The organism is Nocardiopsis sp. NPDC007018 (genome assembly GCF_040635075.1).
In the GTDB taxonomy this organism is placed as follows: Bacteria; Actinomycetota; Actinomycetes; order Streptosporangiales; family Streptosporangiaceae; genus Nocardiopsis.
In genome coordinates this window covers 25,824-52,729 of the sequence record NZ_JBEYHA010000039.1, presented here as the reverse complement: position 1 = coordinate 52,729, position 26,906 = coordinate 25,824, and the positions used below count along the sequence as shown (strand labels likewise).

General features: G+C 72.2%; 20 protein-coding genes, 1 other RNA gene and 1 riboswitch. Of the genes, 5 read left to right on the top strand and 16 right to left on the bottom strand.

Features of this window, described 5'->3' with window-relative positions; all coding sequences use genetic code 11:
- The first annotated feature begins 129 nt into the window (after nt 1–129).
- A complete protein-coding gene (locus ABZ635_RS19795; protein WP_357767110.1) occupies nt 130–564 on the top strand; it encodes a DUF4345 domain-containing protein in 435 nt (144 codons plus the stop codon).
- On the opposite strand, the gene thiC is transcribed toward ABZ635_RS19795, so the two are convergent.
- The 9 genes from thiC to ABZ635_RS19750 form a co-directional block, all read right to left on the bottom strand.
- The gene (gene thiC, locus ABZ635_RS19790) at nt 561–2,228 is read right to left on the bottom strand and encodes a phosphomethylpyrimidine synthase ThiC (protein WP_357767107.1); all 1,668 of its coding nucleotides are present in this window, start codon (nt 2,226–2,228) and stop codon (nt 561–563) included. The two genes, ABZ635_RS19795 and thiC, sit on opposite strands and share 4 nt — an antisense overlap.
- A riboswitch (TPP riboswitch) is annotated at nt 2,218–2,333 on the bottom strand. (Overlaps the previous gene by 11 nt.)
- A 127-nt stretch (nt 2,334–2,460) precedes the next feature.
- A complete protein-coding gene (locus tag ABZ635_RS19785) occupies nt 2,461–3,315 on the bottom strand; it encodes an SOS response-associated peptidase (RefSeq protein ID WP_357767104.1) in 855 nt (284 codons plus the stop codon).
- Nucleotides 3,316–3,324: 9 nt separating this feature from the next.
- Nucleotides 3,325–4,647, bottom strand: a complete 1,323-nt coding sequence (locus tag ABZ635_RS19780) for an MFS transporter (protein ID WP_357767102.1) — start codon at nt 4,645–4,647, stop codon at nt 3,325–3,327.
- A 21-nt stretch (nt 4,648–4,668) separates the two neighbouring features.
- Complete coding sequence (locus tag ABZ635_RS19775) at nt 4,669–5,685, bottom strand: DUF3068 domain-containing protein (RefSeq protein WP_357767099.1); 1,017 nt, start codon at nt 5,683–5,685, stop codon at nt 4,669–4,671.
- Nucleotides 5,682–10,202, bottom strand: a complete 4,521-nt coding sequence (locus ABZ635_RS19770) for an alpha-(1->3)-arabinofuranosyltransferase (RefSeq protein ID WP_357767096.1) — start codon at nt 10,200–10,202, stop codon at nt 5,682–5,684. Before ABZ635_RS19770 ends, ABZ635_RS19775 begins: the two co-directional genes overlap by 4 nt.
- A complete protein-coding gene (locus tag ABZ635_RS19765) occupies nt 10,199–11,533 on the bottom strand; it encodes a glycosyltransferase family 4 protein (RefSeq protein ID WP_357767094.1) in 1,335 nt (444 codons plus the stop codon). Before ABZ635_RS19765 ends, ABZ635_RS19770 begins: the two co-directional genes overlap by 4 nt.
- A gap of 219 nt (nt 11,534–11,752) precedes the next feature.
- Nucleotides 11,753–11,893 (bottom strand): hypothetical protein, encoded by a 141-nt coding sequence (locus ABZ635_RS19760; RefSeq protein ID WP_017542507.1) that lies wholly within the window; start codon nt 11,891–11,893, stop codon nt 11,753–11,755.
- Complete coding sequence (locus ABZ635_RS19755) at nt 11,890–13,830, bottom strand: hypothetical protein (protein WP_357767090.1); 1,941 nt, start codon at nt 13,828–13,830, stop codon at nt 11,890–11,892. Before ABZ635_RS19755 ends, ABZ635_RS19760 begins: the two co-directional genes overlap by 4 nt.
- Nucleotides 13,827–15,452 carry a GDSL-type esterase/lipase family protein gene (locus ABZ635_RS19750; protein ID WP_357767116.1) on the bottom strand — a complete coding sequence of 542 codons (1,626 nt, stop codon included), beginning with the start codon at nt 15,450–15,452 and terminating at the stop codon, nt 13,827–13,829. Before ABZ635_RS19750 ends, ABZ635_RS19755 begins: the two co-directional genes overlap by 4 nt.
- Nucleotides 15,453–15,868: 416 nt before the next feature.
- On the opposite strand from ABZ635_RS19750, the gene ABZ635_RS19745 reads away from it, so the two are divergent.
- Nucleotides 15,869–16,780: a hypothetical protein gene (locus ABZ635_RS19745; protein WP_357767087.1), complete on the top strand. Its 912-nt coding sequence runs from the start codon at nt 15,869–15,871 to the stop codon at nt 16,778–16,780.
- Nucleotides 16,781–16,816: 36 nt separating this feature from the next.
- On the opposite strand, the gene ABZ635_RS19740 is transcribed toward ABZ635_RS19745, so the two are convergent.
- Nucleotides 16,817–17,332 carry an NAD(P)H-dependent oxidoreductase gene (locus ABZ635_RS19740; RefSeq protein ID WP_357767086.1) on the bottom strand — a complete coding sequence of 172 codons (516 nt, stop codon included), beginning with the start codon at nt 17,330–17,332 and terminating at the stop codon, nt 16,817–16,819.
- Between the two features lie 625 nt (nt 17,333–17,957).
- On the opposite strand from ABZ635_RS19740, the gene nagA reads away from it, so the two are divergent.
- The 3 genes from nagA to ABZ635_RS19725 all read left to right on the top strand — a co-directional run bounded on the left by nagA (nt 17,958) and on the right by ABZ635_RS19725 (nt 20,135).
- On the top strand, nt 17,958–19,106 hold the full coding sequence (gene nagA, locus ABZ635_RS19735) for an N-acetylglucosamine-6-phosphate deacetylase (RefSeq protein WP_357767083.1): 1,149 nt from the start codon (nt 17,958–17,960) through the stop codon (nt 19,104–19,106).
- Between the two features lie 103 nt (nt 19,107–19,209).
- Nucleotides 19,210–19,518 (top strand): hypothetical protein, encoded by a 309-nt coding sequence (locus ABZ635_RS19730; RefSeq protein WP_357767080.1) that lies wholly within the window; start codon nt 19,210–19,212, stop codon nt 19,516–19,518.
- A 110-nt stretch (nt 19,519–19,628) separates the two neighbouring features.
- The gene (locus tag ABZ635_RS19725; protein ID WP_357767077.1) at nt 19,629–20,135 is read left to right on the top strand and encodes an SRPBCC family protein; all 507 of its coding nucleotides are present in this window, start codon (nt 19,629–19,631) and stop codon (nt 20,133–20,135) included.
- 187 nt (nt 20,136–20,322) lie between these two features.
- Here the strand turns inward: ABZ635_RS19725 and ssrA are convergent.
- The 6 genes from ssrA to prfB form a co-directional block, all read right to left on the bottom strand.
- Nucleotides 20,323–20,694: a transfer-messenger RNA gene (gene ssrA / locus ABZ635_RS19720) on the bottom strand.
- 376 nt (nt 20,695–21,070) lie between these two features.
- Nucleotides 21,071–23,077, bottom strand: a complete 2,007-nt coding sequence (locus ABZ635_RS19715) for a penicillin-binding transpeptidase domain-containing protein (protein ID WP_357767074.1) — start codon at nt 23,075–23,077, stop codon at nt 21,071–21,073.
- A 38-nt stretch (nt 23,078–23,115) separates the two neighbouring features.
- Nucleotides 23,116–23,580: an SsrA-binding protein SmpB gene (smpB, locus tag ABZ635_RS19710; protein ID WP_357767071.1), complete on the bottom strand. Its 465-nt coding sequence runs from the start codon at nt 23,578–23,580 to the stop codon at nt 23,116–23,118.
- A 78-nt stretch (nt 23,581–23,658) separates the two neighbouring features.
- Nucleotides 23,659–24,570 (bottom strand): permease-like cell division protein FtsX, encoded by a 912-nt coding sequence (gene ftsX, locus ABZ635_RS19705; protein ID WP_357767068.1) that lies wholly within the window; start codon nt 24,568–24,570, stop codon nt 23,659–23,661.
- A gap of 83 nt (nt 24,571–24,653) precedes the next feature.
- On the bottom strand, nt 24,654–25,343 hold the full coding sequence (gene ftsE / locus ABZ635_RS19700) for a cell division ATP-binding protein FtsE (protein ID WP_357767065.1): 690 nt from the start codon (nt 25,341–25,343) through the stop codon (nt 24,654–24,656).
- 338 nt (nt 25,344–25,681) lie between these two features.
- Nucleotides 25,682–26,800 carry a peptide chain release factor 2 gene (prfB, locus tag ABZ635_RS19695; RefSeq protein WP_357767062.1) on the bottom strand — a complete coding sequence of 373 codons (1,119 nt, stop codon included), beginning with the start codon at nt 26,798–26,800 and terminating at the stop codon, nt 25,682–25,684.
- Between the last annotated feature and the right edge of the window lie 106 nt (nt 26,801–26,906).

Sequence of the window (26,906 nt, the reverse complement as noted above, 5' to 3'; positions counted from 1 at the left end):
CCGCCGTGGTCTGGCACAACGACCGCACCGGCCAGCCGGTCCTACGCTCATTGACCGCTTACGATCACTGACCCCTTGGAATCACTCATCTAGGGTCGGGAGGGAGACCCCCCGTCGGATGGAGCCCCCGTGCGTCCCCCCAAGGCCTTCCAGGCCCTCCTCGTCCTGCTCGCGCTGTTCGTGGTGGTGGTCGGCGCCGTCGACACCCTGTTCGGCACCGCTCCCCTGCCGGGGGAGACCGCCGTGAGCCCGGAGGTGGACAGCAACTACCGCTTCTTCTCCGCGCTGTTCCTGGCCGTGGGCCTGCTGTTGCTCTGGATCGCGCGCGACCCCCTCGCGGCGGACCGGAGCCTGACGCTGCGCTGGGTGTGCGGCGCGGTGGTGCTCGGCGGTCTGGCGCGGGTGCTGTCGTTGGCCGTGGCCGGGCCTCCCGCCGCACTGCTGTTGCTGCTGATGGCGGTGGAACTGGTGGTGCCCCCGCTTCTGCTGTGGCGGCACCACTCACTGCTCCGGCGGGCCCGCCGCCCGGTGCGGGGCGACGGGCCCGGGGCCGTCGCCCGCTAGTCGGCGAGCGGCAGGTAGACGCGGTTGCCGCCCTCCGCGAACTCGGCGGACTTGTCCGCCATGCCCTTCTCGATCGCCTCGACCGTGTCCAGACCGTTCTCCTCGGCGTACCTGCGCACGTCCTGGGAGATCTTCATCGAGCAGAACTTCGGTCCGCACATGGAGCAGAAGTGCGCGGTCTTGGCCGGCGCGGCGGGCAGGGTCTCGTCGTGGAAGGACTGCGCGGTCTCCGGGTCGAGCGACAGGTGGAACTGGTCCTGCCACCGGAACTCGAAGCGCGCCTTGGACAGCTCGTCGTCCCATTCCTGGGCCCGGGGGTGGCCCTTGGCGACGTCGGCGGCGTGCGCGGCGAGCTTGTAGGTGATCACGCCGGTCTTGACGTCGTCGCGGTTGGGCAGCCCCAGGTGCTCCTTGGGGGTGACGTAGCACAGCATCGCGGTCCCGTGCCAACCGATCTGGGCCGCCCCGATCGCCGAGGTGATGTGGTCGTAGCCGGGGGCGACGTCGGTGGCCAGGGGGCCGAGCGTGTAGAAGGGCGCCTCACCGCACAGCTCCTCCTCCAGGCGCACGTTCTCCCGGATCTTGTCCATCGGCACGTGGCCGGGGCCCTCGATCATCACCTGGACGTCGTGGGAGCGGGCGATGTGGGTCAGCTCGCCCAGGGTGCGCAGCTCGGCGAACTGCGCCTCGTCGTTGGCGTCGGCGATGGAGCCGGGGCGCAGGCCGTCACCGAGCGAGAACGTGACGTCGTACCGGCGGAAGATCTCGCACAGCTCCTCGAAGTGGGTGTAGAGGAAGCTCTCCCGGTGGTGGGCCAGGCACCAGGCGGCCATGATGGAGCCGCCGCGCGAGACGATGCCGGTGACGCGGCGGGCGGCCAGCGGCACGTACCTGAGCAGGACGCCCGCGTGGACGGTCATGTAGTCCACCCCCTGTTCGGCCTGCTCGATGATGGTCTCCCGGTAGATCTCCCAGGTGAGCCGGGTGGGGTCGCCGTCGACCTTCTCCAGCGCCTGGTAGATCGGCACGGTGCCGATGGGTACCGGGGAGTTGCGGACGATGCGTTCCCGGGTCTCGTGGATGCGCTTGCCGGTCGACAGGTCCATGACGGTGTCGGCGCCCCAGCGGGTGGCCCACACCATCTTCTCGACCTCCTCGGATACCGACGAGGTGACCGCGGAGTTGCCGATGTTGGCGTTGATCTTCACGAGGAAGTTCTTGCCGATGATGGTCGGTTCGGACTCGGGGTGGTTGCGGTTGACCGGGATGACGGCGCGGCCGATGGCCACCTCGTCGCGGACGAACTCGGGTTCGGCGCCCTCTCGGGCGGCCACGAACCGCATCTCGGGGGTGATGGTTCCGGCCCTGGCGTGGGCCAGTTGGGTGACCGCGCCGTTCACGGGGTCGAGCGCCCAGCTCTCGCGGGTGCGCGGCAGCCCCCGGTGGACGTCGATGTCGGCGTTGTCGTCGGTGTAGGGGCCGGAGGTGTCGTACAGATCGAAGTGGCTGCCGTTGCTGAGATCCACCCGGCGGCGGGGGACGCGGAGGGTGGTGCCCTCGGGGGTGGTGATCTCCTCGTGGACCTTGCGAGATCCCATGATGGGACCTGTGGTCACCCGGTGCTCGTCGGTGGTGGAAACGTCACGACCGTCGATAGCCGTCATGGCATGCCTCCCTACGTCGGAATTACCCGAACAGGTTCTGCGGTCGGCGACACCGTCGAGTCGCCCTCTCAGCCCGCCATGGCGCGAGCTCCCGCGTTGCGTATTCACATGTGCGCACGTCGAACGTGCCGGGACACCTCGATCACGGTGCCCCGGGCTGGGGGGAAGCACTCCCCCGTGGCCTCGCACACCATACACAGGACGTCCCCGGGCCTGTCCAGGCCTCCGGGGGTCAGAAGAGTGTCTCCAGCTGGTCGGCTCCGTCGCCCGCGGTCGGTTCCAGGAGGTCGGGGCCGTTGTTCTTGATGCTGTTGACCTCGGTGGAGACCTCGTCGACGGCGAACCGTTCCACCGGGGTCTCGTGCAGCACCCGCTCCAGTCGGTCGGGGCCGCTGGACGGGTCGAGCCAGGCGGCCCAGTCCTCGCGAGGCACCACGACGGGCATGCGCTCGTGGATGTGCGCGAGCTCGGGCGCGGCCTCGGTGGTGATGACCGCGCAGCTCCAGACCCAGGCGGCGGGGTCCCGCTCGTCGTCGACCTCGGGGTCGCGCCAGCGCTCGAAGATCCCGGCCATGGCGAGGGGTTCGTCCCCGGTGTAGTGGACGGAGAACGGCTTCTTGGCCGCCTTGGCCTTGCGCCTGCGGTGCTGCGGGTCGGTGGCGGGCGAGGTGCTGGCCTCGGCGGTGCCGTCCTTGTTGAGGAGCTGCCACTCGTAGTAGGCGTCGGCGGGGATGAGGCAGCGGCGGCGCCGGTAGGCGGTGCGGAAGGCGGGCTTGTCCGCGACGGTCTCGCTGCGGGCGTTGATCATCCGGTAGCCGACGTTGCGGTCCTTGGCCCACGAGGGGACCAGGCCCCAGCGCATCGTGTGCAGGGTGCGCGGGCCCGGCGCACCGGTGCCCTCCCCGCGCGGCGGCGGTCCGAGCACGGCGTACACGGGGCGGCCCGGCGAGATGTTGTAGTCCGGGTCGAGTTCCTCCAGCGGGGGCCAGGAACGCGGGTCGTCCTCCTGTTCCCGGGCCTCCTCGGGAAGGGCGAAGGCCAACTGGAGCTGGTGCACGTTCCGGGACTGGGCATAACGACCGCACATGGGGGAATCCTACGTGATCCGCCCCCGGTCCTCCCCGTGCGCGCCGTCGTTCCCGCGGCCCCCGTCCGGCCCGTCCGACCCGTCCGACCCACCGTCGGCACCGGTGAGGCGCAGGGCCAGCGCGCCGAGCAGCCCGGTGAGCAGGGCGACCGACCCGGCGGCGGCCAGCAGCTCCCGGGGGTGGTCGGCGGCGAACCACCCGGCCACGAGGAAACCAGCGACGAACCCGCCGTTGACGAGCGATCCCATGAGCGCGTGGGCCCGGCCGAGCAGGGGTTCGGGCGTGTGCCGGTGCACCACCGACCTGAGTAGGACGTTGAAGGCGGCGTTGCCCGCCCCGGCCGCGACCACGCACAGCGCGGCCACTCCCAGGGCGGGGAGGGCCGCCCACAGTGCCAGTGCCGCGCCCACCAGGGCCGCGGCCAGGGCCACGGCCCGCCCGGTCGGTGCCGGGCGCAGCAGCGACACGGCCAGCGCACCGGCCAGGAGTCCCGCCCCCCAGCCCGCCGTGAGCGCACCGAAGATCCCGGCCCCGTGCCCCATGACCTCCCGCACCACGAACACCATCGCCACGTTGGTGGTGGAGGTGGCCGCCACGGCCACCAGGAGGACCGGCAGCAGGACCCGGAACAACCGGGCGCGCGCCAGGTGGCGGGCTCCGTCGAGGGCGCCCGCCCACAGGGGCCCCGGAGCCCGGGCGACCGGGCGCCGCACGCCCAGGAGCAGGAACGCGGTGGCCGCCGCGAAGAAGCTCACCGCGTCCAACAGCAGGGCCGGGGCGACCCCGAAGAGGCCGACCAGCACTCCGCCGGTGAGCGGCCCGAGCACCGTGGCCGAGGCCCGTACCCCCTCGAACAGGGCGTGGGCGCGCACCGGGGCGAGCTCACCGGCCGCGCTCGGCAGGAGGGTGAGGATCGCCGGGTTGGCGAAGGCCGCCAGGGAGCTGACCGCCAGCACGCACAGGACCAGGGCCCCCGGGTGGGGGAACCACAGCGCCGGGAGGATGGCCAGACCCTGCCCCGCGCAGGACAGCACCAGTACCCGACCCGTGTCGAAGCGGTCCAGCACGACCCCGGCCAGGGGCGCGAGCAGGATCAGCGGGCCGATCTGGGCGGTGAGCAGCGCGGTGACCCACAGGGAGTTCCCCGTCTCGGCCAACCGGAGGATCGCCGCGACCAACACCACCTCGTCCCCCATCGACGAGAGCAGGATCGCGCCGAGCAGGACGGCCGCCCTCAGGCGGCGTACCGCCGGAGGGCGCGGGGCGGCGGGGGCCGGGTCCGTGGTCACGGTGTCTCCGGGGGGTGCGGAGGAACGGTTCGGTGCGATCATGACCGCCCCTCCGCCGGTTCGTCACCCGGTTTTCGCGACCGGTGGCGCGTCGGCCCCCGCCTCCGGCACCGGCCCGCCGTCCTCCTTCGCGACCGGGGACCGGGACCGCCAGGCCCCGAGCAGCCCCGCCAGGACGGCGAGCGCCCCCATGGGACCCAGCGCCATGGGCGCCCAGCGTTCCAGGCCACGCAACAGCAGCGACCGCACGCGGGCCTGCTCCGCGTACCCGGAGACCTGTCCCTCGGCCAGGGCCAGGTCGGCGTCGAGCAGCTCCACCTCGCCGGAACCGTTGGTGGGGCGCAGGGTCTCGGTCCTGCGCTCCTCCAGGTTCACCACGGTGCCGGTGACCGGCTCGACCCAGAAGGTACGCTCCACGGCGATCCACCGGGCCGCGCTGACCGTCCCCTCGGCGCCGGAGTCGAAGAGGGCGGCCGGGACGTCCCGTGCGGAGTCGGGCACCTGGGTGGCCCCCAGGCTCTGCGCGTACCGGCGCACCGTCAGCCCGGCGACCTCGTCGTCGTCCTCGAACACGACCGCGGGCGCCGCGCGCACCTCGGCGTCGTAAAAGGAGTGATCCCCCTCGGGGACGCCGGGCGGCCAGTACAGGACCAGCCCCGCCTGGCGTACCGCGCGGTCGCCGCCGACGTGCTCGCCGCAGCAGTTGACCGCGCGTCCGGTCGCGCGGTCCACGATGACCCGGCGGCTCCAGTAGTCGAGCACCCGGTCCGCGGAGGCGGTCTCCACGGTCATCTCCCAGGCCGACCAGTCGGCTCCGTGCGCCGAGGCCTCGACACGGGTGTCACGTTCGAGGTCGGCGCCCCGCACCCGGGTCCAGGTGGCGGTGTCCAGGTAGCTGGCGTCGTCGTCGACCAGACGCAGGCCCAGGCTGGCGTCGGCGGGCAGCAGGGCGACCCGGTCGTGCACGTACAGCGGAAGCAGCAGGGCCAGGGTCAGCAGGAACGCTCCGGCCGCCACCAGCAGCGTGCCCGGGGGCGGGCTCCGGTCGGGTTCGGTTCCCCTGCCCGGGGTGGTCCTCACGGGTGCGCCTCCTCGACGTCGTGACCGGTCCCGGGCCGTTCCGGGCGTCCGTCCCGGCCATCCGGCCCGGCACCGTTCGGGGACGGGAACGGCTCGCGCCGCCTCCGCTCCCGCGTCCCGTTCGGGGACCCGGCCGCGCTCACTCCGTCGGCGTCCGCGCGCACGGCACCGGTGGCGACGGCACCGGTGGCGACCGCGTCCGGCGGGGCCTGGTCCGTGGAGGGCCGGCCGTCGTCACCGCGCTGGCCCAGTGCCAGGACGAGGCGGGCCATGGCGGGCAGGCACAGGGCCTGCGGCACCCAGCCGCGCAGGGCCGTCCCGAGGGTCTCGGTGACGTCGTGGAAGGGCAGGTTCACCACCAGGTACGTGCCCGAGGCCATGGCCGCTCCGGCCAGGGCCAGGGACACCGTGACCACCCACGGACCGGCCAGGTACGGCAGTGCCCGGCCCCCCAGGGACGGCCGACCGGGTTTGGCGTGGCGCAGTCTCTTCGGGGCCCGGCGGGCCAACCACCACAGGGACAGCAGGATCAGGCCGACCACGGCCGCGCCGGACCAGCCCGCGATCCACACCCCGTAGGCCAGGCCCAACGGCAGGAGCACCCGCCGGGGCAGCCAGCCCGGCCCCGCGCCGGGCAGGTCACGCGCCCCGCGCACCGGGGCGTCCGTCGACGCCCGCCCACCGGGAAGCCAGCGGCGCGGCCACAGCGCCAGCACCACGAGCAGCGCCGCCATGGCGCCGCCCCCCGCCAGCACCCGGTGGTACACGGCGTCGGGGGTGTAGGTCAGGGTGACCGTGCCCGCGCTGCCCTCGGGGAGGACCCAGGCCTGTTTCCAGCCCTCCAGCCGCACCGGCTCCAGCGGCCCGTCCGCACCGTCGAGCACGGCCTCCCAGCCCTCGTTGAAGTTCTCGTTGACCACCAGGAGGCTGTCCTCGTCGACGTCCACGCCGACGCGTCGCTCACCCGGTCCCCACCCGTGCACCTCGACCCCGGCCATCCGCACGCTCGGGGCCCCGCCGATCCCGTCGGCGCCCGAGGCCGCCTCGGCCTCCACCAGCGCCGACCGCACCTGGTAGCGGTTGCCCGGGTCGACCACGACCCGGTTCTCCCCCTCGGTGAGGTCCAGGTCCGTGCAGGTCTCGTAGCGCAGCGGACGCCCGGCGAGCTGGTCGGCGAGCGTGCCCTCACTGATCCGGGACTCCACCCGCTGCCCGTTCACCCGCAGGGTCGGCCCCAGGCCGCACGCGGTGGAGGCGTCCCCTTCGGGGAGCGGGTCCACGGCGGGCACACCGGGCAGTGCGACGGTGCCGATCTCCAGGGCCTGACCCTCGGGGGGCTCGAAGGTGATCCGCAGGGACGACGCCGTCAGTTCGGCGAAGTCGACCCGGCCGCTGCCGTCCAGCCACCCCTCACGGACGGTCCCGCCGCCCTCGACCGTGACGCGGATCGGCCGCATCACGCTGTCGGCGCGGGGGAACTCGACCCGCATGTGGTCGATCGCGGTGGGGGTCCCGAGGTCGACGTCGAGCCAGGGCTCCCGTTCCTCCGGGTCCGGGTACCAGACCGTGCCCTCGTCGTCGTCGAACGCGCCCCGGCCCATGGCCGCGGGGTGGCCGACTGCGGTCGAGGACCCGGTCACCAGCGGATACCCGCCGGCCCGGTTGGCGCCGTTCTCCGCTTCGCGGGGGTCGGTGAGGACCACCTCGCCGGAGATGGCGTGCGGCCCGGCGGCCGCGTCGGCGGAGAGCTCGAAGGTGCGGTCGAGCCCGCTGGCGTCCTCGCCGCTCACCTCCAGGCGGGGGTTGCACACCCAGGCGTGCGACCCCTCCATGCAGCCGGGAACGGTACCGGTGGACCCGGTGAAGAGGTGCGTTCCGGCGTCGGCGGGCCCGGGCACCCGCAGAGTCCGGGTGGGTTCCAGGCCGGGCAGGGAGATCATGGAGATCCCCACCCGGGTGCCGAAGCGGTACTCGGGCTCCCACGCCAGTTCGTCGATCCGGACGCGCAGGGTGCGGGTGGGCCCGGGCGGCGCGGCCAGGTCCTGGGGCTCGTCGGTGGCGGCCACGGTCGCCTCCGTGCGCCCCTCGTCCGTGATGAGGGTGACCCTGGAGGGCGGAGGGTCGCCGGGCAGCTGCTCGAAGGCCACACTCAGGCCGGTGAGGTCGCGGGGTTCCTCGAACTCGACCTCGATCCACTGGCCGAGGGCGCCCGCGAAGGCGCTGGACCGCCAGGCGGTGCCGAGGTCGGCGTCCAGGGCGGCGTGCGGGGCGTGACCGGGGTCGCGGTCGCTCGCACGGGACTCCACCCCGCCCTCGGAGCTGGACGCGGTGACCCCGGCGACACCGAGGTCCTCGGCGTGGGAGACGTACTCCTCCCAGGCCGGATCGAGGATGTCGGGCGCGGGGACGTCGCGTTCCAGCTCCTGGTCTTCTGTCATGGTGGCCGAGACGTTGCGGCGCACGTCGGAGTAGACGACCTCGCGGCGGCGGGCGGTGTCGGTGACGATGGTGTCCTCCGCGGGGACGGCGTCGGCACCCGGGTCGTCGCCGAGCAGGATCGGCCGGTCGTCGTTGACCAGGCCCTGTTCGGCCAGGTGCAGCACGGACTCCGGACCGCCGGTGACCCGCAGCGCGTCGGCGGAGGGCACCGTGCCGACCGTGGGCGCGGCGTCCTCCACCTCGTACACCGTCAGTGAGGGGTAGGGCTGGTCGAACCACTGCGAGGCGGACGAGTGGTCGAGGGAACCGATCACCGGCCCGAACTCCGCGGCCTCGGTGACGCCGGGTGAGTCCTGGAGCGCCTGGTGGACGCGGGCGGGCCAGCCGCCGTTGTTGCCCACGCGCTGGAGGTCGTTGCGGACGACGAGGTGGGTGACGCCCAGGCGGGCCAGGGTGTCCGCGAGCCCCTCCGAGCCGCGCCCCGACGAGACGCGCTGGTCGATCTCGTGGTTGATGCGGGAGATGCCGGAGGAACCCCACGGGATGATCTGGTGGTTGGTCCACGCGCCGGAGAGCAGCGGTTGCAGGGGTTCGTCGAGGGGGCGCCCCCACTCGTACTCGCCGCGCGCCGACCCGGGCAGGGCCATGGTCATACCCCGGTCGTCGCCCTGGTCCTCCAGCCACTCCACGGCCTCGTACCAGTAGTCGGGGATCTCCTCGAACCCTCCGCGGGGGGCGATGCCCACGGTCGCGATGGGGGTGAGGGTGACCAGGAAGACGGCGGCGCCGGCCCCGGCGACGGTCCGCCGGACCCGCGCCACCTCGCCGGGGGCCGGTCGGCCGCCCCGGCGGTCGGCCCAGTCCCGGGCGACCACGACGGGCAGGTGGGCCAGGCCCAGGACGATGGGAAGACGGATCAGCGCGTCGAACTTGTGGACGTTGCGGAAGGGTGCCAGGGCTCCGTCGAACAGCTCTCGCATGAGCGGCGCGAACGGCCCCGTCAGCGCGCCGGTGAAGCCCGCGACGACGATGGCGGTGCCCACCAACAGGCAGCTGATGAGGAAGAGGCGTTCGGGGGTGCGCCGGTTGATGAGCCCGGCCAGGCCCAACCCGGCGACCAGTGCGGTGACCGCGACCAGCCAGGGCGTCAGGGAGAGTTCGGCGCCCGAGGGCAGGGCGGTGTTGCCCATGTCGGGCAGGAACCCCATCCAGTTCGAGGTGCCGCGCAACGCGTTGAACAGCGAGGTGATCCCCGTGGTGACGGCGGCGTCCTCGGTGTAGGGCATGAACGAGTACACGTACCGCGACATCAGGAGCAGCGGGGCGATGTACCAGGCGGAGGCGAGCACGAGCGCGACCGACCACCACAGGATGAGCCTCCGCTTGCGCGGCCCGCGTTCCCGGGTGAGCAGGTAGAGGCCGGGGACGACCAGGACCGCGAGCTCGGAGGCCGCGTTGGTGCCGCCGCACATCAGGAAGGCCAGCCCCGAGAGCAGCGCCATGCGCGCGGGCGGGTATCCGTGCCGGGCCCCCAGGACCAGTGGCAGCAGAATCCACGGCATGAGCAGCATGGGCTGGAGCTCGGCCGAGTTGTAGGAGAGCAGAGTGAGCACGCGCGGGGCGAGCGCGTAGGCGACACCGGCGAGGATGCGGGTGTTGACGGTGCCCAGCCCCAGCGCTCCGGCGACCTTGTACACGCCGACGAACGCGGCGATGACCAGCACGGCCATCCACAGGCGCTGGATGAGCCACTCGGGCATGCCGAGCACCTCGAACAGCAGGTGGAAGGGGCCGTTCGGGAAGAAGTACCCGTAGGCCTGGTTCTGGAGCTGGCCGAAGTAGGAGGCGTCCCACAGGTGGAGGGCGCGCTCCATGAAGCCCAGCGGGTTGACCGTCAGGTCGATCTTGGTGTCGCTGACGATCCTGCCGGGGTCGATGCTGGCCGCCAGTGCTCCCAGGAGCAGACACACCGCGAGGACCTTGAGCCGCGCCAGCAGCCTCTCGTCCACTCCGCCGGGGGCGGTCGGTGTTCTGGAATCCTCCGGTTCGCGCCTGGCGGTGGATTCCGCCGAAGTCACATCGTCGCTTTCTTGCCTGCTGTGGGGTCGGGGGTGCCGATGGCGGTGCGGGCGGGGGCGTCCAGACCGAGTTCGGCGGCGACCAGGCGGGTCATGCGGGCGCCGCTGGCCTCCCAGGTGAACCGGGACGCCCAGGTGCGGCAGGCCCGTCGGACCTCCTCGGCGCGCCGGGGGTCGGACAGTTCCGAGAGGGCGCGGGAGACGACGTCCTCCAGGGTCTGGCCCTCGCGGACGAGCCATCCGGTCTCGCCGTCGCGGACCGAATCGCGAAGTCCGTCCACATCGTAGGCCACCGTGGGCACGCCGAGCCGCGCGGCCTCGATGACGGTGAGGCCCCAGCCCTCGAACTCGGAGGCGGTCACGTGGAGGTGGCAGGAGGCCAGGACGGCGTTCTTGTCCTCCTCGGAGAGGAAGCCGTGCAGGTCCACGCGCTCGTGGAGGCCGTCCCGCTCCACCTGCGCGGCGAGGTGCTCCCCCTCGGGGCCGCGACCGATGATGTGCACGCGCAGTCCGGGGTGGGTGTCGTCGAGCGCCCGGACGAGGTCGACGACGCGGGAGACGCGCTTTTGGACCACGAGGCGCCCGAGGCTGACGAGCGCGGGCGCGGCGTCGGCGGCCGGGGCGGGCTCGGCGGCGACCGGGGCGGGTGCCACACCCCCGTTGTGCACGATCTCGATGGGGGCGCGCCACCCGAGCTTGTCGCGCATGGCGGCGCGGGAGGACTCCGAGACGGTGACGGTGGTGCAGTTCCGGTACACGCGGGAGGCGACCGCGGACTCCAGGAACCGGCCGAACCAGGCCATCGGGGCCGGGAAGTAGGCGTTGAACTGGAGGTCGTGCACGTGGTGCACCACGCTGACCACGCGGGTGCGGCGGCGCAGGACCAGCCGGGAGAAGAACGGGACGCCGTTCATGCAGTCGAAGGCGAGGTGGTACTCACGTCTCCACAGGGCCAGCCAGGCCATGACGCGCGGGTAGACGGTGAACCTGCCGCCCATACGGCGGATGACGATGCCGTCCTTGGTCTCGACGCGGGCCTGGTGGGGTTCGCGGCTGGTGAGGAAGGTGACGATGGCGCCGCGTTCGGCCAGGTGACGGCTGATGCGCCAGGCGTACTCCTCGGCTCCTCCCGCGGTGGACTGCCATGGGTCGCGCCAGTTGACCATGACGATCCGGACGCCGTCCAGGCGGGGGCCGAGGTCGTCGGTTGCGGACCGTGCGGGGGCCGGCGCGGCGTCGGGGGCCGCGCTGGGGGCGGGAACGGTGGCCTGGGCGGGGGCGGCCGCGGGGCGACCGGACTCCACCCGGGCCGGGACCTTCTGGAAGACCACACGCTCTCCTTCCGCGCGGTTCCCGGGCGCTGGCGCGAACGCGGAGCGCGCGCTCGGACACGTTCGGCGAGCGCGCGGGACGCGTCGAGGGCACGCCGAACGGACCCGTGGACCGGGCGTCGTTGGGGATGGGGCGGTCACGAGGGGTGCGACCGCGGGGGGCGGGGCGGGCGCCCCACTGGCGGCGGGGCGCCCGCCTGCCTCGGCAAGAACGGACGCCTAGCGGTCGCCGTAGTTGTAGAGGGTTTCGTTCACCGGTTCCGCGGTCGCGGTCGACTCGGTGGCGAGGTTGGTGGCCACGACGGTGGCCCCTCCCGCCAGAGCCGCGCCGATCACGCAGGCGGCGATTACCTTGATCACTTGGGGATCTCCTTCCGCGCGTCCCGCTCCGTTCGTGGTCGGGGACGCTGGAACCCGAGACTAGAACCTGATCTAGCCATAGACCGGATGATTGCCCCAACTGTAACTAACCCACTGGTAACTTCCAACCCCGGAAATGGCTCTTTGTCCGCGTTGATGTGCTGGTCATCCACACGCAGAAGGGTCATGTCAGCGCTCTCGACCACGACCGACAGGGACTCCGCCCCTGACCAGAACCGGTTCTCGACCGGGGCGGAAACCACCACGTGGCGTACCCCCAGCCCGCCCAGGAGCTCCGCGAGGGCGTCGGGGTCCGACAGCAGCGCGTCGCCCGGAAGGCCGGTCGCCGGATCGGGGTCGAGCAGCCGCGCGACCTCCCGGGCCCGGGCGTCCTCCCCGGTGACGACGACCCTGCCGCCGTCCGGGGTGCCGACGCTGAGGTCGTCGTTCCAGAGGGTGCGCCGGTCGAACAGCTTGGTCGCGGGGTCGAGCACCACGACGGGCGCCCCGGACCACTCCGGTCCCCGGTAGGCGCTCCAGGGCAGGACCAGCACGGCGCCGGGCCGGTCGTCCGCGGCCACCGCCTCCTGGGCCGCCCGCCACCCCGGCGGGTACTCCACCGGCGCCAGACGCCCCCCGGCGCCCCACAGCAGCCCCGGCAGCACCACCACGGGCGCCAAGGCCACCAACACCACCGACACCGCGCGCCACAGCGGCACTCCCGTGCCCCGTGAGGCCTCCCCGGCCGCGCCGCCGTCCGGGCCGCGTCGCCCGTGGCGCCTCCCGTCGGGCCACCGCTCACCCGTCGAGGGCGGGGCGCCCAGCAACCACAGGACCACCGCGCCCGCGCCCAGCGCCTGCACCAGGGCGAGCGGCGCCAGGTACAGCTGCCCGTCGCGCAGCGGACCGAACCCCGGCCACACGCCGATCAGCGCGGCCAGCAACTCCCTGCCCGGTGCGCTCACCCCGAGGAGAGCGACCCCGAACCCGGCCGCCGCCGACACCGTCAACCCGACGCCCACCGCCGGGCGGAACCGCCGCAGCCACCACGCCCAGCCGACCACGGCCGCCGCGCACAGCAGGAGCCGGGCCGTGGCGGTCACCGGTTCTCCGTACCCCGGCGGCACCGCCCCCGCGTTCCACACACCGCCCAGCAGTGCCAGCGACCCCACCGTTCCGAAGGGGGTGTCCGAGCGCGCCGCGAACGCCTCGACCCCAGCCGGGTCCGTGACCGCGCCCGCCGCGCCCGCGGCCAGGGACGGCGCCAGCCACGGCAGAGACACCAGGACCAGCCCGAGCACGAACAGTCCGGCGTTCCGCCAGCGGCGCGGCCCGGTCAACGCCTGGGGTCCGGCCGTCAACGCGCTCAGCACCACCGACGAGAAGCCGCCGACCGCCGCCGGAACCAGGGCGACCACCACACCGGCCAGCCCCGCGCCCGGCCGCGCCGACCCCAGGCGTACCACCGCCCACAGCACCCACGGCAGCCCGGCGTACCCCAGCAGCACCGCCCACTGTCCGAGCAGCAGACGCTCGGCCACGAACGGGTTCCACACGTAGAGCACACCGGCGGCGGCACCGGCCGACAGCACCGCGCCCGGCGCCCGACCGCGTCCGGACGCCCCGCCCACCAGCCGCACCGACAGCCGGAAGGCGCCCGCCCCGCCCACAGCGAACACCGCCAGCAGTGCGAGCGACTGCACCAGGTCTCCGGGCAGCACGAGGGACAGGGCCGCCACCACGGCGTCGCTCGGGATCGCCCTGGGGAACCCGTCCGCCCCCACCAGCACCGTGGCCGGTGAGAGGTCGGGGACGAAGACCATGTCGTACCGGAGCACGTACCCCGGGCCCAGGACCGGACCGAGCGCGAGCACACCCGCGGCCAGACCCACCAGCCAAGGGAGCGCCCGGGTCGTCAGGCGCGCGGCCGTCCTCACCAGCCCTCCGTGAGGACGACGCCGGCGGAGTGGCCGCCCTTCACGTAGTCGCGGTGGGAGCGCACCACCACCTCGTGGGGACCGGAGACCGACACCGTCCAGTCCGTCCGCTCACCGACGGAGCCCAGCGTGTGCCAGCCCTCGCCGTCCTCGGGCCCCCGGTCGTCCGGGGGCGCGCAGGAGGTGCCGGGCGCGGGCGCCGCCGGGGGCGGGGGGTCGGGGTCCGGTTCGGGTACGGTGACGGGCGGCTCCGGCCGCTGGGAGGGGGTCGGCCGGGGCTCCTCCACCTCGGGATCGGTGCCGCCCGGGACGTCCGGGCCGTCGGTGGCCGGGTTGGCCGGGCGCGTCACGACCCGGTCAGGGGGCGCGGCCGCCACGCGGAGCCCCCCGGGGGCGGCACGCTGGTCCGGCCCGCACTCCAGACGCCGTACCCACACCTCGTAGTGCCCTGCCTCCGGAACGTCCTCCCAGGTCACCCGGGAACCGCCCTCGTGCACGCGCACCCAGGAGGGCGCGGGCGGCGGCTCACCGTCCCACACCAGTTTCAGCGGAGCGGACCCGGTGCCCTCGTCCCGCCCCTTGAAGGGGCGCACGACGAACTCGTAGCGGGCTCCGCTGAAGAGCGAGTCGACCAACAGGAAGCGGTCGTCGTCCTCACTTCGGACGTCGGCGGGAATCACCCCCGCCTCGTCCGGGTCGGGGTCCAGTCGGCGCTGCACCACCCGGTAGTCGGTGGCCCCGGGGACGTTCTTCCAGCTCAGCAGGAGGCCTTCGTCGGTCTCCTCGTACTCGGGTTCGGGGGCGGTCAGCGGACCGGCGGAGAGCTCGGGCAGGGGGCGCGAGAACCCCTCCCCCACCCCCAGCGGGGCTGCCAGGGCGTCGGCGAAGGCGGCGGCGATCTTGAGTTCGCCGCGCACGTTGGGGTGGGTGGCGTCCCAGTTGTCGAACGCCGGGACGTACTCCCTGGCGACCTGCGCGACCACCACGGGCGAGGCCGCGGAGGTGAGCTGGTCGGCGAGGTCGACCAACCCCATGTTGAACCGGGCGATCTCGGCGTTCACCCTGCCGTCGTCTCCGGTGCCGTCCACGTCGGGCAGCTCGCCCACCACGAACCGGGCCCCGTCGAGCACCACCCGCACCGTGGACACCGTCTCGGCGATCCCGTCGAGCGCCTGGTCGGCGCCTCCCCCGGCGAGGATGTCCTCCGTCCCGGCGAGCACCAGCAGGTACTGGGGGTCGTGTTCGGCGGCGACCTCGGCGATGTCGGCGGACAGCTCCCGGGCGGTGGCGCCCCAGCGGGCCGCGTGGTCGGTGTCGAAGCCGGGGACGGCGTAGCTGCGGTCGCCGGGCTCCTCCGTGTCGAGCGAGTACATGTCGTCGCTGGGGCCCACGAAGTCGAAGTCCACACCCTGCTCGGACAGGTGGGTCCACAGGTGGTAGCGCCAGGTGTGGTCGCCGCTGCTGCCCTGGGTCGCGGAGTCGCCGACCAGCATGATGCGCAGCTCGCCGTCCGGAGGTCCGGGAACCGGGACCGGCCCCTGGTCACCGGTGCCGCGCTCACCGCCCAGTCCTCCGGAGCCGGTCTGGAGGAGCAGCATGGTGACCGCCATGGCGGAGAGCATGACCCCGAGCAGGCCGAGCGGGCCGGGCTCGAAGCGCGATCCCCCTCGGCGCCAGACGGCGAGGCCGCGCCAGTCCCGGGCGGTGAGCCAGGCGGGCGCGCGCCGCGTCCACGAGCCGCGCCCCGTACCCGTCCCCGACCGGTCGGGGGCCGCGTCGGCGTCGGGGAGCCCTCCGTCCGCGGGGTCGCCCGGCCCTGGGGTGGCGTGCTCGTCCGGGTCCTGCACCGTGCCCCATCTCTCGCCGCCGCGCGTCGCGGGTAGTTACAGGTTCCTGTTCGGCAACGGAGCGCCGTTACCCCTCGTCCATCGACCAGGGACCCGTCGCTCGCCAGACCAGACTAGAACTGGTTATATGGATGCCGTCAAGCCTCTGGCCCAGCCCGGTCCGGCGGCACCGAGCCGAAAGGCCCCTCACCGTGATCGGACTCCTGGTCGCGCTGCTCTCGGCGCTGGTCTACACGATCGGTCTGACCGTGGAACAGCGCGCGCTGCACGGCTCCGAGTCCATCTCGATCAACCGCCCCCTCCACCTCGCCAGAGTACTGCTGGGTAACCCGAGGTGGGTGTTCGGATGCGCCTTCGCCGCCCTGGGCAGCGTGGGCCTGATCGTCTCCCTGGGCCTGGCCCCCGTGTCCGTGGCCCAGCCCGCCTTCGCGGCCGGAGTGGCCACCACCCTGCTCGTCGTCACCCTGGCGCGCGGCGAGCGGATCACCCGCGGCGAGTACACGGCCCTCGGCGTCATGCCGGTCGCGCTGGGCCTGCTCAGCCTGTCGACCGTGGACGGGGCCGAGACCGGCACCACCGCCGACACTCCGGTTCTGGTCGCCGTCAGCGTGGTCACCGTCGTGGCGTGCGTGGCGGTGATGGGCTTCGTGGGAGGGAGGGGCCGGTACGTGTCGGCCGCCGCCATGGGGGCCGCCGCGGGACTCGCGCAGGGCAGCGCCGGGCTCCAGGGCAAGGGGTTGGGCGGCCTGCTCGCCGACAACGGCTTCCTCGGCGCGGTCGTGCCCGCTCTGCTGTCCCCGTTCCCCTACCTGTACGCGTTGGGTTGGGCGGTGGGGATCGTCCTCTTCCAGACCTCGCTCCAGCGCTCCCGGGCCTCGATCACCGCCCCGGTGTCGAACGTGGTCGGCAACGTGTTCGTGGTGGTGGTCGGCACCCTGCTCTTCGGCGAGCAGCTGCCCGAGGACCCGCTCCTGCTGGCGCTGCGGGTCGGGGGGTTCGCCCTGACCCTGGTCGTGGTGGTCCTGGTGCGCGGCAACGTCGCCCAGGCCGAGGCGGACACCAACAGGCTCCGCGCCGAGGCCGACCCCGCCCACCAGGGGTAGCCCGGGGCCGCTCGGGCCCCGGGCCACCGGCGTTCGTTAGGCGGCCACGGACACGGCCTGACGCAGACCGGGAGCGGCCACGTCGGCCCAGGCGCGCACGACGCTGTCCGGGCTGTGGGTCTCGTCGGCCGCCAGGACGAGGCCGGGTTCGGCCACCCAGGCGCCCAGGTCGGCCAGGAGGACGCGCAGGTCCTCCTCGATACCGTGGCTGTTGCGCAGGTCGTCGACGACGGCCAGCGGCACCGCGACGGTGTGCCCGAGACCGAGCTCGGGGAGTCGGTCCAGGAACACCTTGAGCAGCCCGGTGTAGGTGCCGTGGACCTGCGGGGACGCCACCAGCAGGACGTCGCTGCGGCTCACCCGCTCCAGAGCGTCCTCCACCGGGGCGGAGGACTCGGCGAGCAGGTCCGGGCCGAGGGCGGCCAGGTCGATGATCTCGGGCGGCGAGGTGACCCCCGCGCGGGCGGCGACCTCGGCGGCGGCGCGCAGGGCGGCCGCGTGTACGGAGGAACGGGGCTGGGGGGCGGCGACGAGCACGGTCAGGCGAGTCATGGCGGAGAACTCCTGGGTTCGGTCAGAGCGAGCCGGGATCGACCGGAAGGAACGCGGGGGGCGGTGATCGGAAGACACCGGAGGGGAACCGCTGTTCCTCGTGGACCTCGACCGAGCGGGACCTCGTCGTCCGGGGCTCGTGTGCCGTGGTCCAGTCGGGGGTGCTCACACGGACCGAGAGAGGCGGTCCGGGACCCAGGTGGGAGTCATGAGCGTCCGGTGTCTGCGTAAGGGCACGGGGGCACGGGTCAGAACCGTGGCGGGGCGGGGCCCCGCAAGGCGCTAGCTACGACAGAGCGCGCTCGCCTGCTGTCTCAGATCGACATGCAGGCGCTGGACAAGCAGCTCACCGGCGGACATGTCTCCATCATGAGGCGCGTCGGCCGCTATCGTCAATGCGTGCCGCCGCCCCTCCCAGGGGGTGTCGGGTTCCGCGCGGGCCGGTCCACCTCGCGGACAACCGTCCCAGGGAGCGGGATCACCCTGTTCCGCTGGGGTTACGCGACGGTCCGGGGGCGCGCACGGCCCCCGGAGGAACGGCGCGTTCACAGAAATGTAATTTACGACACACAGAGCCCGACACCCGCCCCAGAGCGGCATCCGACACACAGGGAGAGCCCCAGACATGGCCCACACACCCCTCACCCTGACCGACGCGCGCGTCGTCACGGCCGACGGCGTCCACGAAGGCTGGCTCCGGATCGAGAACGGCAGGGTCGCCGCGCTCGGCACCGGCCAGCCGGGGCCGGGCGACCGGCTCGACGTCGGCGGACGGCTGGTGACGCCGGGGCTCGTCGACACCCACGTGCACGGCGGTGCGGGGCACGCCTTCCCTGAGGCGGACCCGGAGGGCGTGCGGGAGATCGTCGCCTTCAACCGCCGCGCTGGAGTGACGTCGCTGGTCGGCGGGTTGGTCGCGGCCACCCCGGAGAGCACGCTGCGCCAGGTGGCGGCGCTGGCCGACCTGTGTGAGGCGGGCGAGCTGGCCGGGATCTACCTGGAGGGCCCGTTCATCGCGCGCTCCAAGTGCGGGGCGCACGATCCCGACCTGCTGCGCGATCCGGACACCGCCGAGTTCGACGCCTGGTTGAAGGCGGGCCGCGGCCACGTCCGGATGATCACGGTGGCCCCCGAACTGCCCGGCGCCCTCGACCTGATCCGGGCGGCGCGCTCCTGCGGCGTGGTCGCCGCGGTGGGGCACACGGAGGCGACCTTCGAGCAGACCCTCGCCGCGATCGACGCGGGCGCGACCGTGGCCACCCACGTCTACAACGCGATGCGGCCGCTGAACCACCGGGACCCGGGGCCGATCGCGGCGGTCCTGGGAGACGAGCGGGTGACGGTGGAGCTGATCCTGGACAACGTGCACGTGCACCCGGGGGCGGCGCGGCTGGTGTTCGACGCCGCCGGACCCGGGCGGGTGTCGCTGGTGACGGACGCGATGTCGGCGACCGGCCTGGGCGACGGCGAGTACACGCTGGGCGACCTGAGGGTCCGGGTCCGGGACGGTGAGGCCCGGCTGGTCGAGAACGGCGCGATCGCCTCCAGCACGATCGTGCTCCCCCAGGCGGTGCGCAACGCGGTGGCCCTGGGCGTCCCCGTGACCGACGCCGTACGCTCCGCCTCCTCGGTCCCGGCGGCGGCACTGGGGCTGGAGGCCGCGGGTCGCGTCGAGGTCGGGGGCCACGCGGACCTCCTCGTCCTCGACGACGACATGACGGTCTCCTCGGTGATGTTCCGAGGCGCCTGGAATTCGGACACTTCGGTGTTCTAACGGCGTGTCGTGAGCACGGTACGGATTAGTAACTTGCCCCTGAGCGACAATTACGGACAGGGCGTCGAGGAAAGCACCGTGCCTGACACGAAAGGAACCAGCCATGGCTCAGTCGAGACAGGCCAGCGACCAGCAGCCGACGCGCGTGCCCTCCGAGGAACGCGAACACCTCGGCAAACTCGCCGGTGAGCTGACCCGCTACGGGGTCCAGGCGGAGGTGGTGGACGAACCCGCGGTGTGCCTGCGGGTACGCAACCCCTCCTCCGTCTACGCGGTCGAGGACGTGGTCTGCGAGCGGCGCGAGCACGACTTCGCCTTCCTCGCCTCGTTCGGAGTGCACCTGGGCAACAGCGGCAGCGTGTCCCTGACCGCCCACAAGGTGGCGTGGCTCGTCGGGGCCACCGAGGCGTAGGACGCGTCACACGACGGGGGCGAGGGCCTGCGGCCGCCGCCCCCGTCAGGCGTCCCGCCTCGGCTTGGTACCTTCACCAGAGGTGACCCCGGACGCAAAGGACCGCCCTCGTGACCGCCTTCCGCTACGGGCTCGACCCCGTCGACGAGACCTTCTTCGAGACCGCGCCCATGCGCTGGCGGGTGGGTTTGGAACTGGCCGCCCCACCGGACCGGGTGTGGGCGGGCCTGACCGCGCCCCGACCGCTCTCCTGGTGCCGGGCCCTGCCCGAGGTCGTCTACACCTCGGAACCGCCGCACGGAGTGGGCACCACCCGGGAGGCCAGCGTGCTCGGCACGTACCGGATGCGGCAGGAGTTCTTCCGGTGGGACGAGCCGGGGCGCCGCAAGTCGTTCCACGCCACCGAGGCCACCCTCCCCCTGTTCAGCGCCTTCGCCGAGGACTACCACGTGCTCCCCTTCGCCGACGGCAGCAAGCTGGTGTGGTCGTTCGCCTTCGCCCCCTGGAAGGGTCTGGACAGCGCCGTGCAGCTGGGACGGCCCCTCACGGAGACCCTCCTCGCGTCCCTGGTGCGGGACACCCGCAACCACTTCGGCTCCCTGACCGAAGTCCGCTGACCGCCCCCACCCCGGACACGACAAAGCGCCCCGCAGGGAGGAGGCCAGAGGCCCCCACACCACGGGGCGCGTCGGGCGCGAGCGCCAGCGAGCGCACATCGGGGGGTCCGGGGGTCGTCCCCCCGAAAAGACAACGAAGGCGACCCCGGCGAGCGCGTTCACGCGCGAGCAGGGTCGCCTTCGAGACAGGTGGAGGTGGCGGGAATCGAACCCGCGTCCTTCAGCATCGAGCCAGGGCTTCTCCGGGTGCAGTCTGTAGTGTCGTTCTACTCGGCCCCAGCGCTTGTACAGACACATCGCTGACGGGCCCAGCCACGAAAATGTCCCGCTCGGGCCCCGTGGCCTGATCTGAGCGGTGAGTCATCTGAATGGTGCCGGACCCCGAGCCGATGACGAGCCCGGGCCGACAGAGTCACAATCGCTTAGGCAGCGAGAGCGAACTCAGTGCGCTTGGAATTGGCACTTGAATTTACGCGAATGCAGGATTAACGAGGTCACAAACACAACCCTCGACCCGCTTCCCCTGGAACGGCTACCAAAGTCGAAACCGATCACCCCCTGTGAAGTTGTCAAGACCACCTGTCACCCGAGGGTTCCGGGTGGCCGACAAGCGAGTGAACGAGCACTCGCGTGATCGACACTCTACCTCTTCAACGGTGTGGGCACCAAGCTGATTCCCGGTTGCGGCGGGGATGTGCCGGGCAGGGAGAAACCCCCGTGAGGCGGACTCCAGAGTGGTCGACGCGCTCACGGGGGCGGTCGGCCTGGGTCGGGGCCGACCTCCAAACGCGACGGGCCTCCCGCGGGGCGGGGTCCCGTCTCCTACCTGGTCCGCTACCCCCTGCGCGGGCCAGTCACAGGGAAAGACGCCGCCGGAGCACCCGTGGGTTGCTCCGGCGGCGCCTCGACATCGCGGACGTGGTCCGATCTTCGGTTCAGGGTCCGGTGGCGTCGGCCTCGGCACCCTCTCCGAAGCCCTGGTCCTCGACACCGGCGACGCCGGTCGGCGGGGCGGTCTCGCCGACGCCGGGGGCTCCCTCGATCCCGGTCTCGGCACCGGTCTCGGGCACGACCCCCTGGGCCAGTCCGTTCAGGAAGCTGGTCGCGGCGGTGACGGCGTACTGCTGTAGTCCGCTCATCCCGGGGTCGACCTCGGCGAGCACAGCGAAGGCGACGTCGCCCTGGTATCCCACGAACCAGTGCAGGGCGGTCCCGTCCTGTTCGGCGCGGGCGGCCTGTCCGTACACCTGCTCCTCACCGACGTTCACCTCGGGGACGCGCAGGGTGACGGCGTCGCCGAGCCCTTCGCGGACCACTTCCAGGTGGGCGGCGTCGAGTTCCTTGGCGTTGTCAGGGCTCGGCCCCTCCTCGCGGACGAGGGTCGGGCCGTGCCAGGAGCCGTCGGCGACGGCCGCGACGGCCAGGGCCATGGAGAGCGGGCTCACCCGCACCCCGTGGTCACCGATCATCGCGGCGGCCAGTTCGGCGTCGCCGTCACCGATCTCCACGGTCCCCGGGGAGACCGGCAGGGGCAGCTGCCAGTCGGCGCCCAGCCCGAGCTGGCCGGCGGCCTCGGTGATCGCGTCGGCGCCCACTTCGGAGGCGATGTCGACGAACCCGACCGTGCACATGTAGGTCATGTTGCGGACGAGTGTGGGGTTGTCCGCGAGGAAGCCGTTGCTGGGGTTGGTGAAGACCTGGTCGCCGACCTCGGACTGGTACCCGCAGGGCATGGCGCTGTCCGCGGTGACCGCGCCGGACTCCAGGGCGGCCAGCGCCGACACCATGGTGAAGGTGCCGCCCGGGGCGTAGCTCCCGGAGAGGGCACCGTCGTCGGCGGCGCTCCCGGACGCGTTGGCGGCGGCCAGGACCTCGCCGTTGGTGGTGTCGACCGCCACGATGTAGCCGTCGCCGGGCAGCGCCTCCAGGGCGCTCTCCGCGGCGTACTGGGTGGACAGGTCCAGGGTCGTCTCGATCCCGGCGCTGCGCACGCCCTCCCAGGACTCCAGGACGTCGGTCTGGTCACCGTCCGCGCCCAGGCTCACGACCTGGGTGGTCGCGGTTCCGGCCAGTTCCTGCTGGAAGATGTTCTGGAGGCCGCTCAGGCCGACGGTGTCGCCCGCCTGGTAGGGCCCGGCCACACGGGAGGAGACCCGGTGCTCGGCCGTGCCCGCGACCTCGCCGAGGACGGAGGGCGCCACCCGAGGCGAGAGGTTGATCTCGACCTCCTGGGTGTCGACCCCGGAGATGCTCGCGGCCTGGCGCAGGAGCGCCTCGTCCGCGTCGCGCATGAGCACCAGCGGCTGGAACTGCTCGGGCGGGGCGGACCGCACGCGGTTGACGAGCGGGTCGGGGTCCTCGTCGAGGAGTTCGGCGAGCTCGGTGACGCCCGCCTCCTTGTCCTCCATGTCGGCGGGCAGCACACCGAAGGCGGTGACGCTGTCGGCGCCGACCAGGGGTTCGCCGGACCGGTCGAGGATCTGGCCCCGGTCCTCGATCTCGTAGCTGACGGCGAGGCGTTCGCCTTCGGAGAGGTCGGGGTGGATGACGCTCGGCGACCAGTCGATGAGCCAGCCGGTGGGGCCGTTGGTCAAGGACATCTGGCCGGTGTAGTTCCACACCGGGTCGCCGATGCCGAGGTCGGCGGTGGCACCGAACTCGGCGCTCGCGGACCCTCCCTCGGTGGAGATCCGGCCGAGGTCGAACCGGATGGAGGCGAGGTCGAGCTGATCGTGCACGTCCGTGAGCGCCCGCTCGACCTCCTCCGGTTCACCGTTGGTGTGTCGCGCGGCCTCGGCGTGGTTCCCGTCCTGCCAGGCGAGCAGGAAGGACCTGACTGCCACCTCCGGACTGGGGTGGGTCGTACACGCCGCGAGACTCAGGGCGACGATCAGGCCACTGCTGGCGGCCGCGATGCTGCGGCCGAGGGGACGGGGGGACACCTTGTGTGTTCCTTTCAGGCGCCTCAGTGTGGGACGGCTCAACGCCGACGACGGAGCGCGCGCTCCATGTCGCGCTTGGCTTCGCGTTCGGCGATGGCATGGCGCTTGTCGTACTCGCGCTTACCGCGGGCCAGAGCGATCTCCACCTTGGCCCGTCCGTCACTGAAGTACAGGGACAGCGGGATCAGCGTGCGCCCGGGCTCCCGGGTCTTGCCGATCAGCCGGGAGATCTGCTCGCGGTGCAGGAGTAGCTTACGGGATCTGCGGGCGGAGTGGTTGGTCCAGGTGCCCTGTGAGTACTCGGGGATGTGGACGCCTTCGAGCCACACCTCGTTGTCATGGATGTGCGCGAAACCGTCCACGAGGGAGGCGCGACCCTCTCTGAGGGACTTCACCTCGGTGCCGGTCAGGACCAGGCCCGCCTCGTAGGTCTCGTCGAGGTGGTACTCGTGCCGGGCACGGCGGTTCTGGGCGATGTTCTTTCGCCCGGTTTCCTTGGCCACGGTTGGCTCCCTTCATGCGTCCGGGGGGCCACGCCGTGTGGCCCCCCGGTACCCTGCGCCCGCCGGACTGGTGACCCGTCAGACCTTCAGGTAGCGGCGCAGGGTGAGGAACGAGGTCACGGTGCACAGGAGCACACCGAGGATCATCGAAACTCCGATGACGTACAACAGCGAACCCGTGCCGAGCGCCACGTCGAACTGGAACCAGTCCTCGATCTGGGTGAGCAGTGTGTACCTGGTGGCCACGATGAACCCGGACGCGATGACACCGCCGATGAGACCGGCGATGGCCCCCTCCAGGAGGAAGGGCAGCTGGATGTAGAAGTTCGAGGCGCCGACCAGGCGCATGATGCCGGTCTCCCGGCGGCGGCTGTAGGCCGACAGACGGATGGTGTTGCCGATCAGCAGCGCGGCGGCGGCCAGCTGCACACCGGCGACCACCAGTGCGGCCCACTTGAGGCCGTCGAGCAGCCCGAAGAACTGTTCGAGGACGCGCTGGTCGTTGGAGACCGAGTCGACTCCCGGAGCCCCGTCCACCGCCGCGCGCACGGTGTCGTAGTGGTCGGGGTTGGTGAGCTGCACCCGGTAGTTCTCCGGGATGTCACCCTCCTGCGCGGCCTCGGCGAGGGCCTCGTTGGAGGAGCCGATGCGCTCCTGGAAGTCGGCCCAGGCCTCGGCGGCGGTGAGGTAGCGGTACTCGTCGACCTCGGCCAGCGAGTCCAACTGCGCTTCGAGTGCGGTGCGGTCCTCCTCCGTCGCGGCGCCGTTCTCCTGACAGGCCGCGGTCGGCGAGATGTCGTTGCACATGTAGATGGTCAGCGTGATCCGCTGGTCCCAGTAGTTGCGCATCTCGGAGACCTGCTGGTTGACCAGCAGACCGGCACCGAACAAGGCGAGGGAGATGGCCACGGTCGTGATGACCGCGATGGTCATCGTCAGGTTGCGGCGTAGGCCGATCCACGTCTCGGAGAGAACGAATTGTGCTCGCATGATCTGTTAAAGGTCCATCCTTCGGGGCTTCGCCGTGCCGGTTGTCGCGGTCGCCGACCGCCCGGCGACGAGCGTGCCAGGGGTCAGTACGCCTGGCCGTAGACGCCGCGCGTCTGGTCGCGGACCACCACGCCCTCTTCAAGCTCGATCACGCGCTTGCGCATCGAGTCGACGATGGCGGCGTCGTGGGTCGCCATGACGACGGTCGTGCCCGTGCGGTTGATGCGGTCCAGCACCTTCATGATGCCGATGGAGGTCGCCGGGTCGATGTTTCCGGTGGGCTCGTCGGCCAGCAGGATCTGCGGGCGGTTGACGAAGGCGCGGGCGATGGCCACGCGCTGCTGCTCACCACCGGAGAGCTCGCCGGGCATGCGCCCGGCCTTGCCTTCGAGCCCCACGAGCTCGACGACCTCGGGGACGACCTTCTTGATGAACCGCCGGGGCTTGCCGATGACCTCCAGGGCGAAGGCGACGTTCTCGAAGACGTTCTTGTTCGGCAGCAGCCGGAAGTCCTGGAAGACGCAGCCGATGCGGCGGCGCAGGTGCGGGACCTTCCAGTTGGACAGGCGGGCCAGGTCCTTGCCCGCGACGTGCACCCTGCCCTCGTTGGGCTTCTCCTCCTTGAGCACCAGCCTGAGGAAGGTCGACTTTCCGGAGCCGGACGGGCCGACCAGGAAGACGAACTCGCTCTTGTCCACGTCGATGGAAACACCGTCGAGCGCGGGGCGCTTCTGAGTCGGGTACAGCTTGGTGACGTTATCGAAGTGGATCACAGGCGCATCACAAGGCTCTCGAAGGTATGGGCACCCGGCGGACCGAGCTCCGCGCGGGATCGTACCGGCCGCATGGCCACCGACAGTTTAGAGGGGACAGGGGCCCGGATTGTCCAGGTCCCGTCGCACCCGGGAGATCTGTGGAGATCAGAGCACTATCGGCCAACAGCCACGAGCATATCGGAGGTGTCAACCGATGATAACGTTCACATATAGCAGTTTCGGTAAAACTGCGGGGTCGTGAGTGTCACCGTCGCGACACGGGGCGGGTTCCACCGCCCCGGGCACCGCTCACGCGGCCGGGCGTGTCCCCGCCGCGCGGGCGGGGACGCCACGGGTCAGTTCTGTTCGTTCTTCTCTCGGCTGCGCATCCACCGGATCTCGGCGTCGATGAACGCGTCGATGTCGCCGTCCAGGACACCGGAGGTGTTTCCGGTCTCCGCGCCGGTCCGCACGTCCTTGACGCTCTGGTACGGGTGCAGGACGTAGTTGCGCATCTGGGTCCCCCAGCTGCTCACCGAGTCGCCCCGGATCTCGTCCAGCGCGGCCTGCTCCTCCTCGCGCTTGCGGGCCAGGAGCTTGGCCTGGAGCATCGACATCGCGGTCGCCTTGTTCTGGAGCTGCGAGCGCTCGTTCTGACACGACACCACGATGCCGGTGGGCATGTGGGTGATGCGCACGGCGGAGTCGGTGGTGTTGACCCCCTGGCCGCCGGGACCGCTGGAGCGGTACACGTCCACCCGCAGCTCGGTCTCGTCGATCTCGATGTGGTCGCTCTGCTCGACCATGGGGACGACGTCCACTCCCGCGAACGAGGTCTGGCGCCGGTTCTGGTTGTCGAACGGAGAGATGCGCACCAGGCGGTGCGTGCCGTGTTCGCCGCGCAGGGTGCCGTACGCGAAGGGGGCCCTGACCGCGAACGAGGTGGACTTGATGCCCGCCTCCTCCGCGTAGGAGGTCTCGTAGACCTCCGTGGGGTAGCCGTGCCGCTCCGCCCAGCGCAGGTACATGCGCTGGAGCATCTGCGCCCAGTCGGCGGCGTCGACGCCGCCCGCCTGGGAGTTGATGGTGACGATCGCTTCGCTCTCGTCGTGCGGGCCGTTGAGGAGCGTGCGCACCTCCAGCTCGCCGATCTCCTTGCGGAGCTGCTCCAGCTCACGGTCGGCCTCGGCGCGGGTGTCGGCGTCGTCCTCGGCCTCGGCGAGCTCGTAGAGCACCCCGAGGTCGTCCAGGCGCTGTCCGATGCCGCTGACCTTGTTGACCATGGACTCCAGGCTGGAGAGCTGGCGTGTCACCTTCTGCGCGTTGCCCTGGTCGGCCCACAGTTCGGGGTCGGCGGACTGCTCGCGCAGTTCGGCGATCTGGGTCTGCATCGCCTCCAGGTCCAACACGGCGGTCACACTCGCCAGGGTCGCCGCGAGTTCCTTGATCTTCTCTGCTGGGTCCAGTTCTGCCACGGACCCAGTGTAGGACCCAGCGGGAGGGCGGACCCCATCCGTGCCCCGGCCCCGGTCCCCCGGCCTCGCCCACCGCCCCCGGACACGCGGGAGGGGCGCCCGGGCA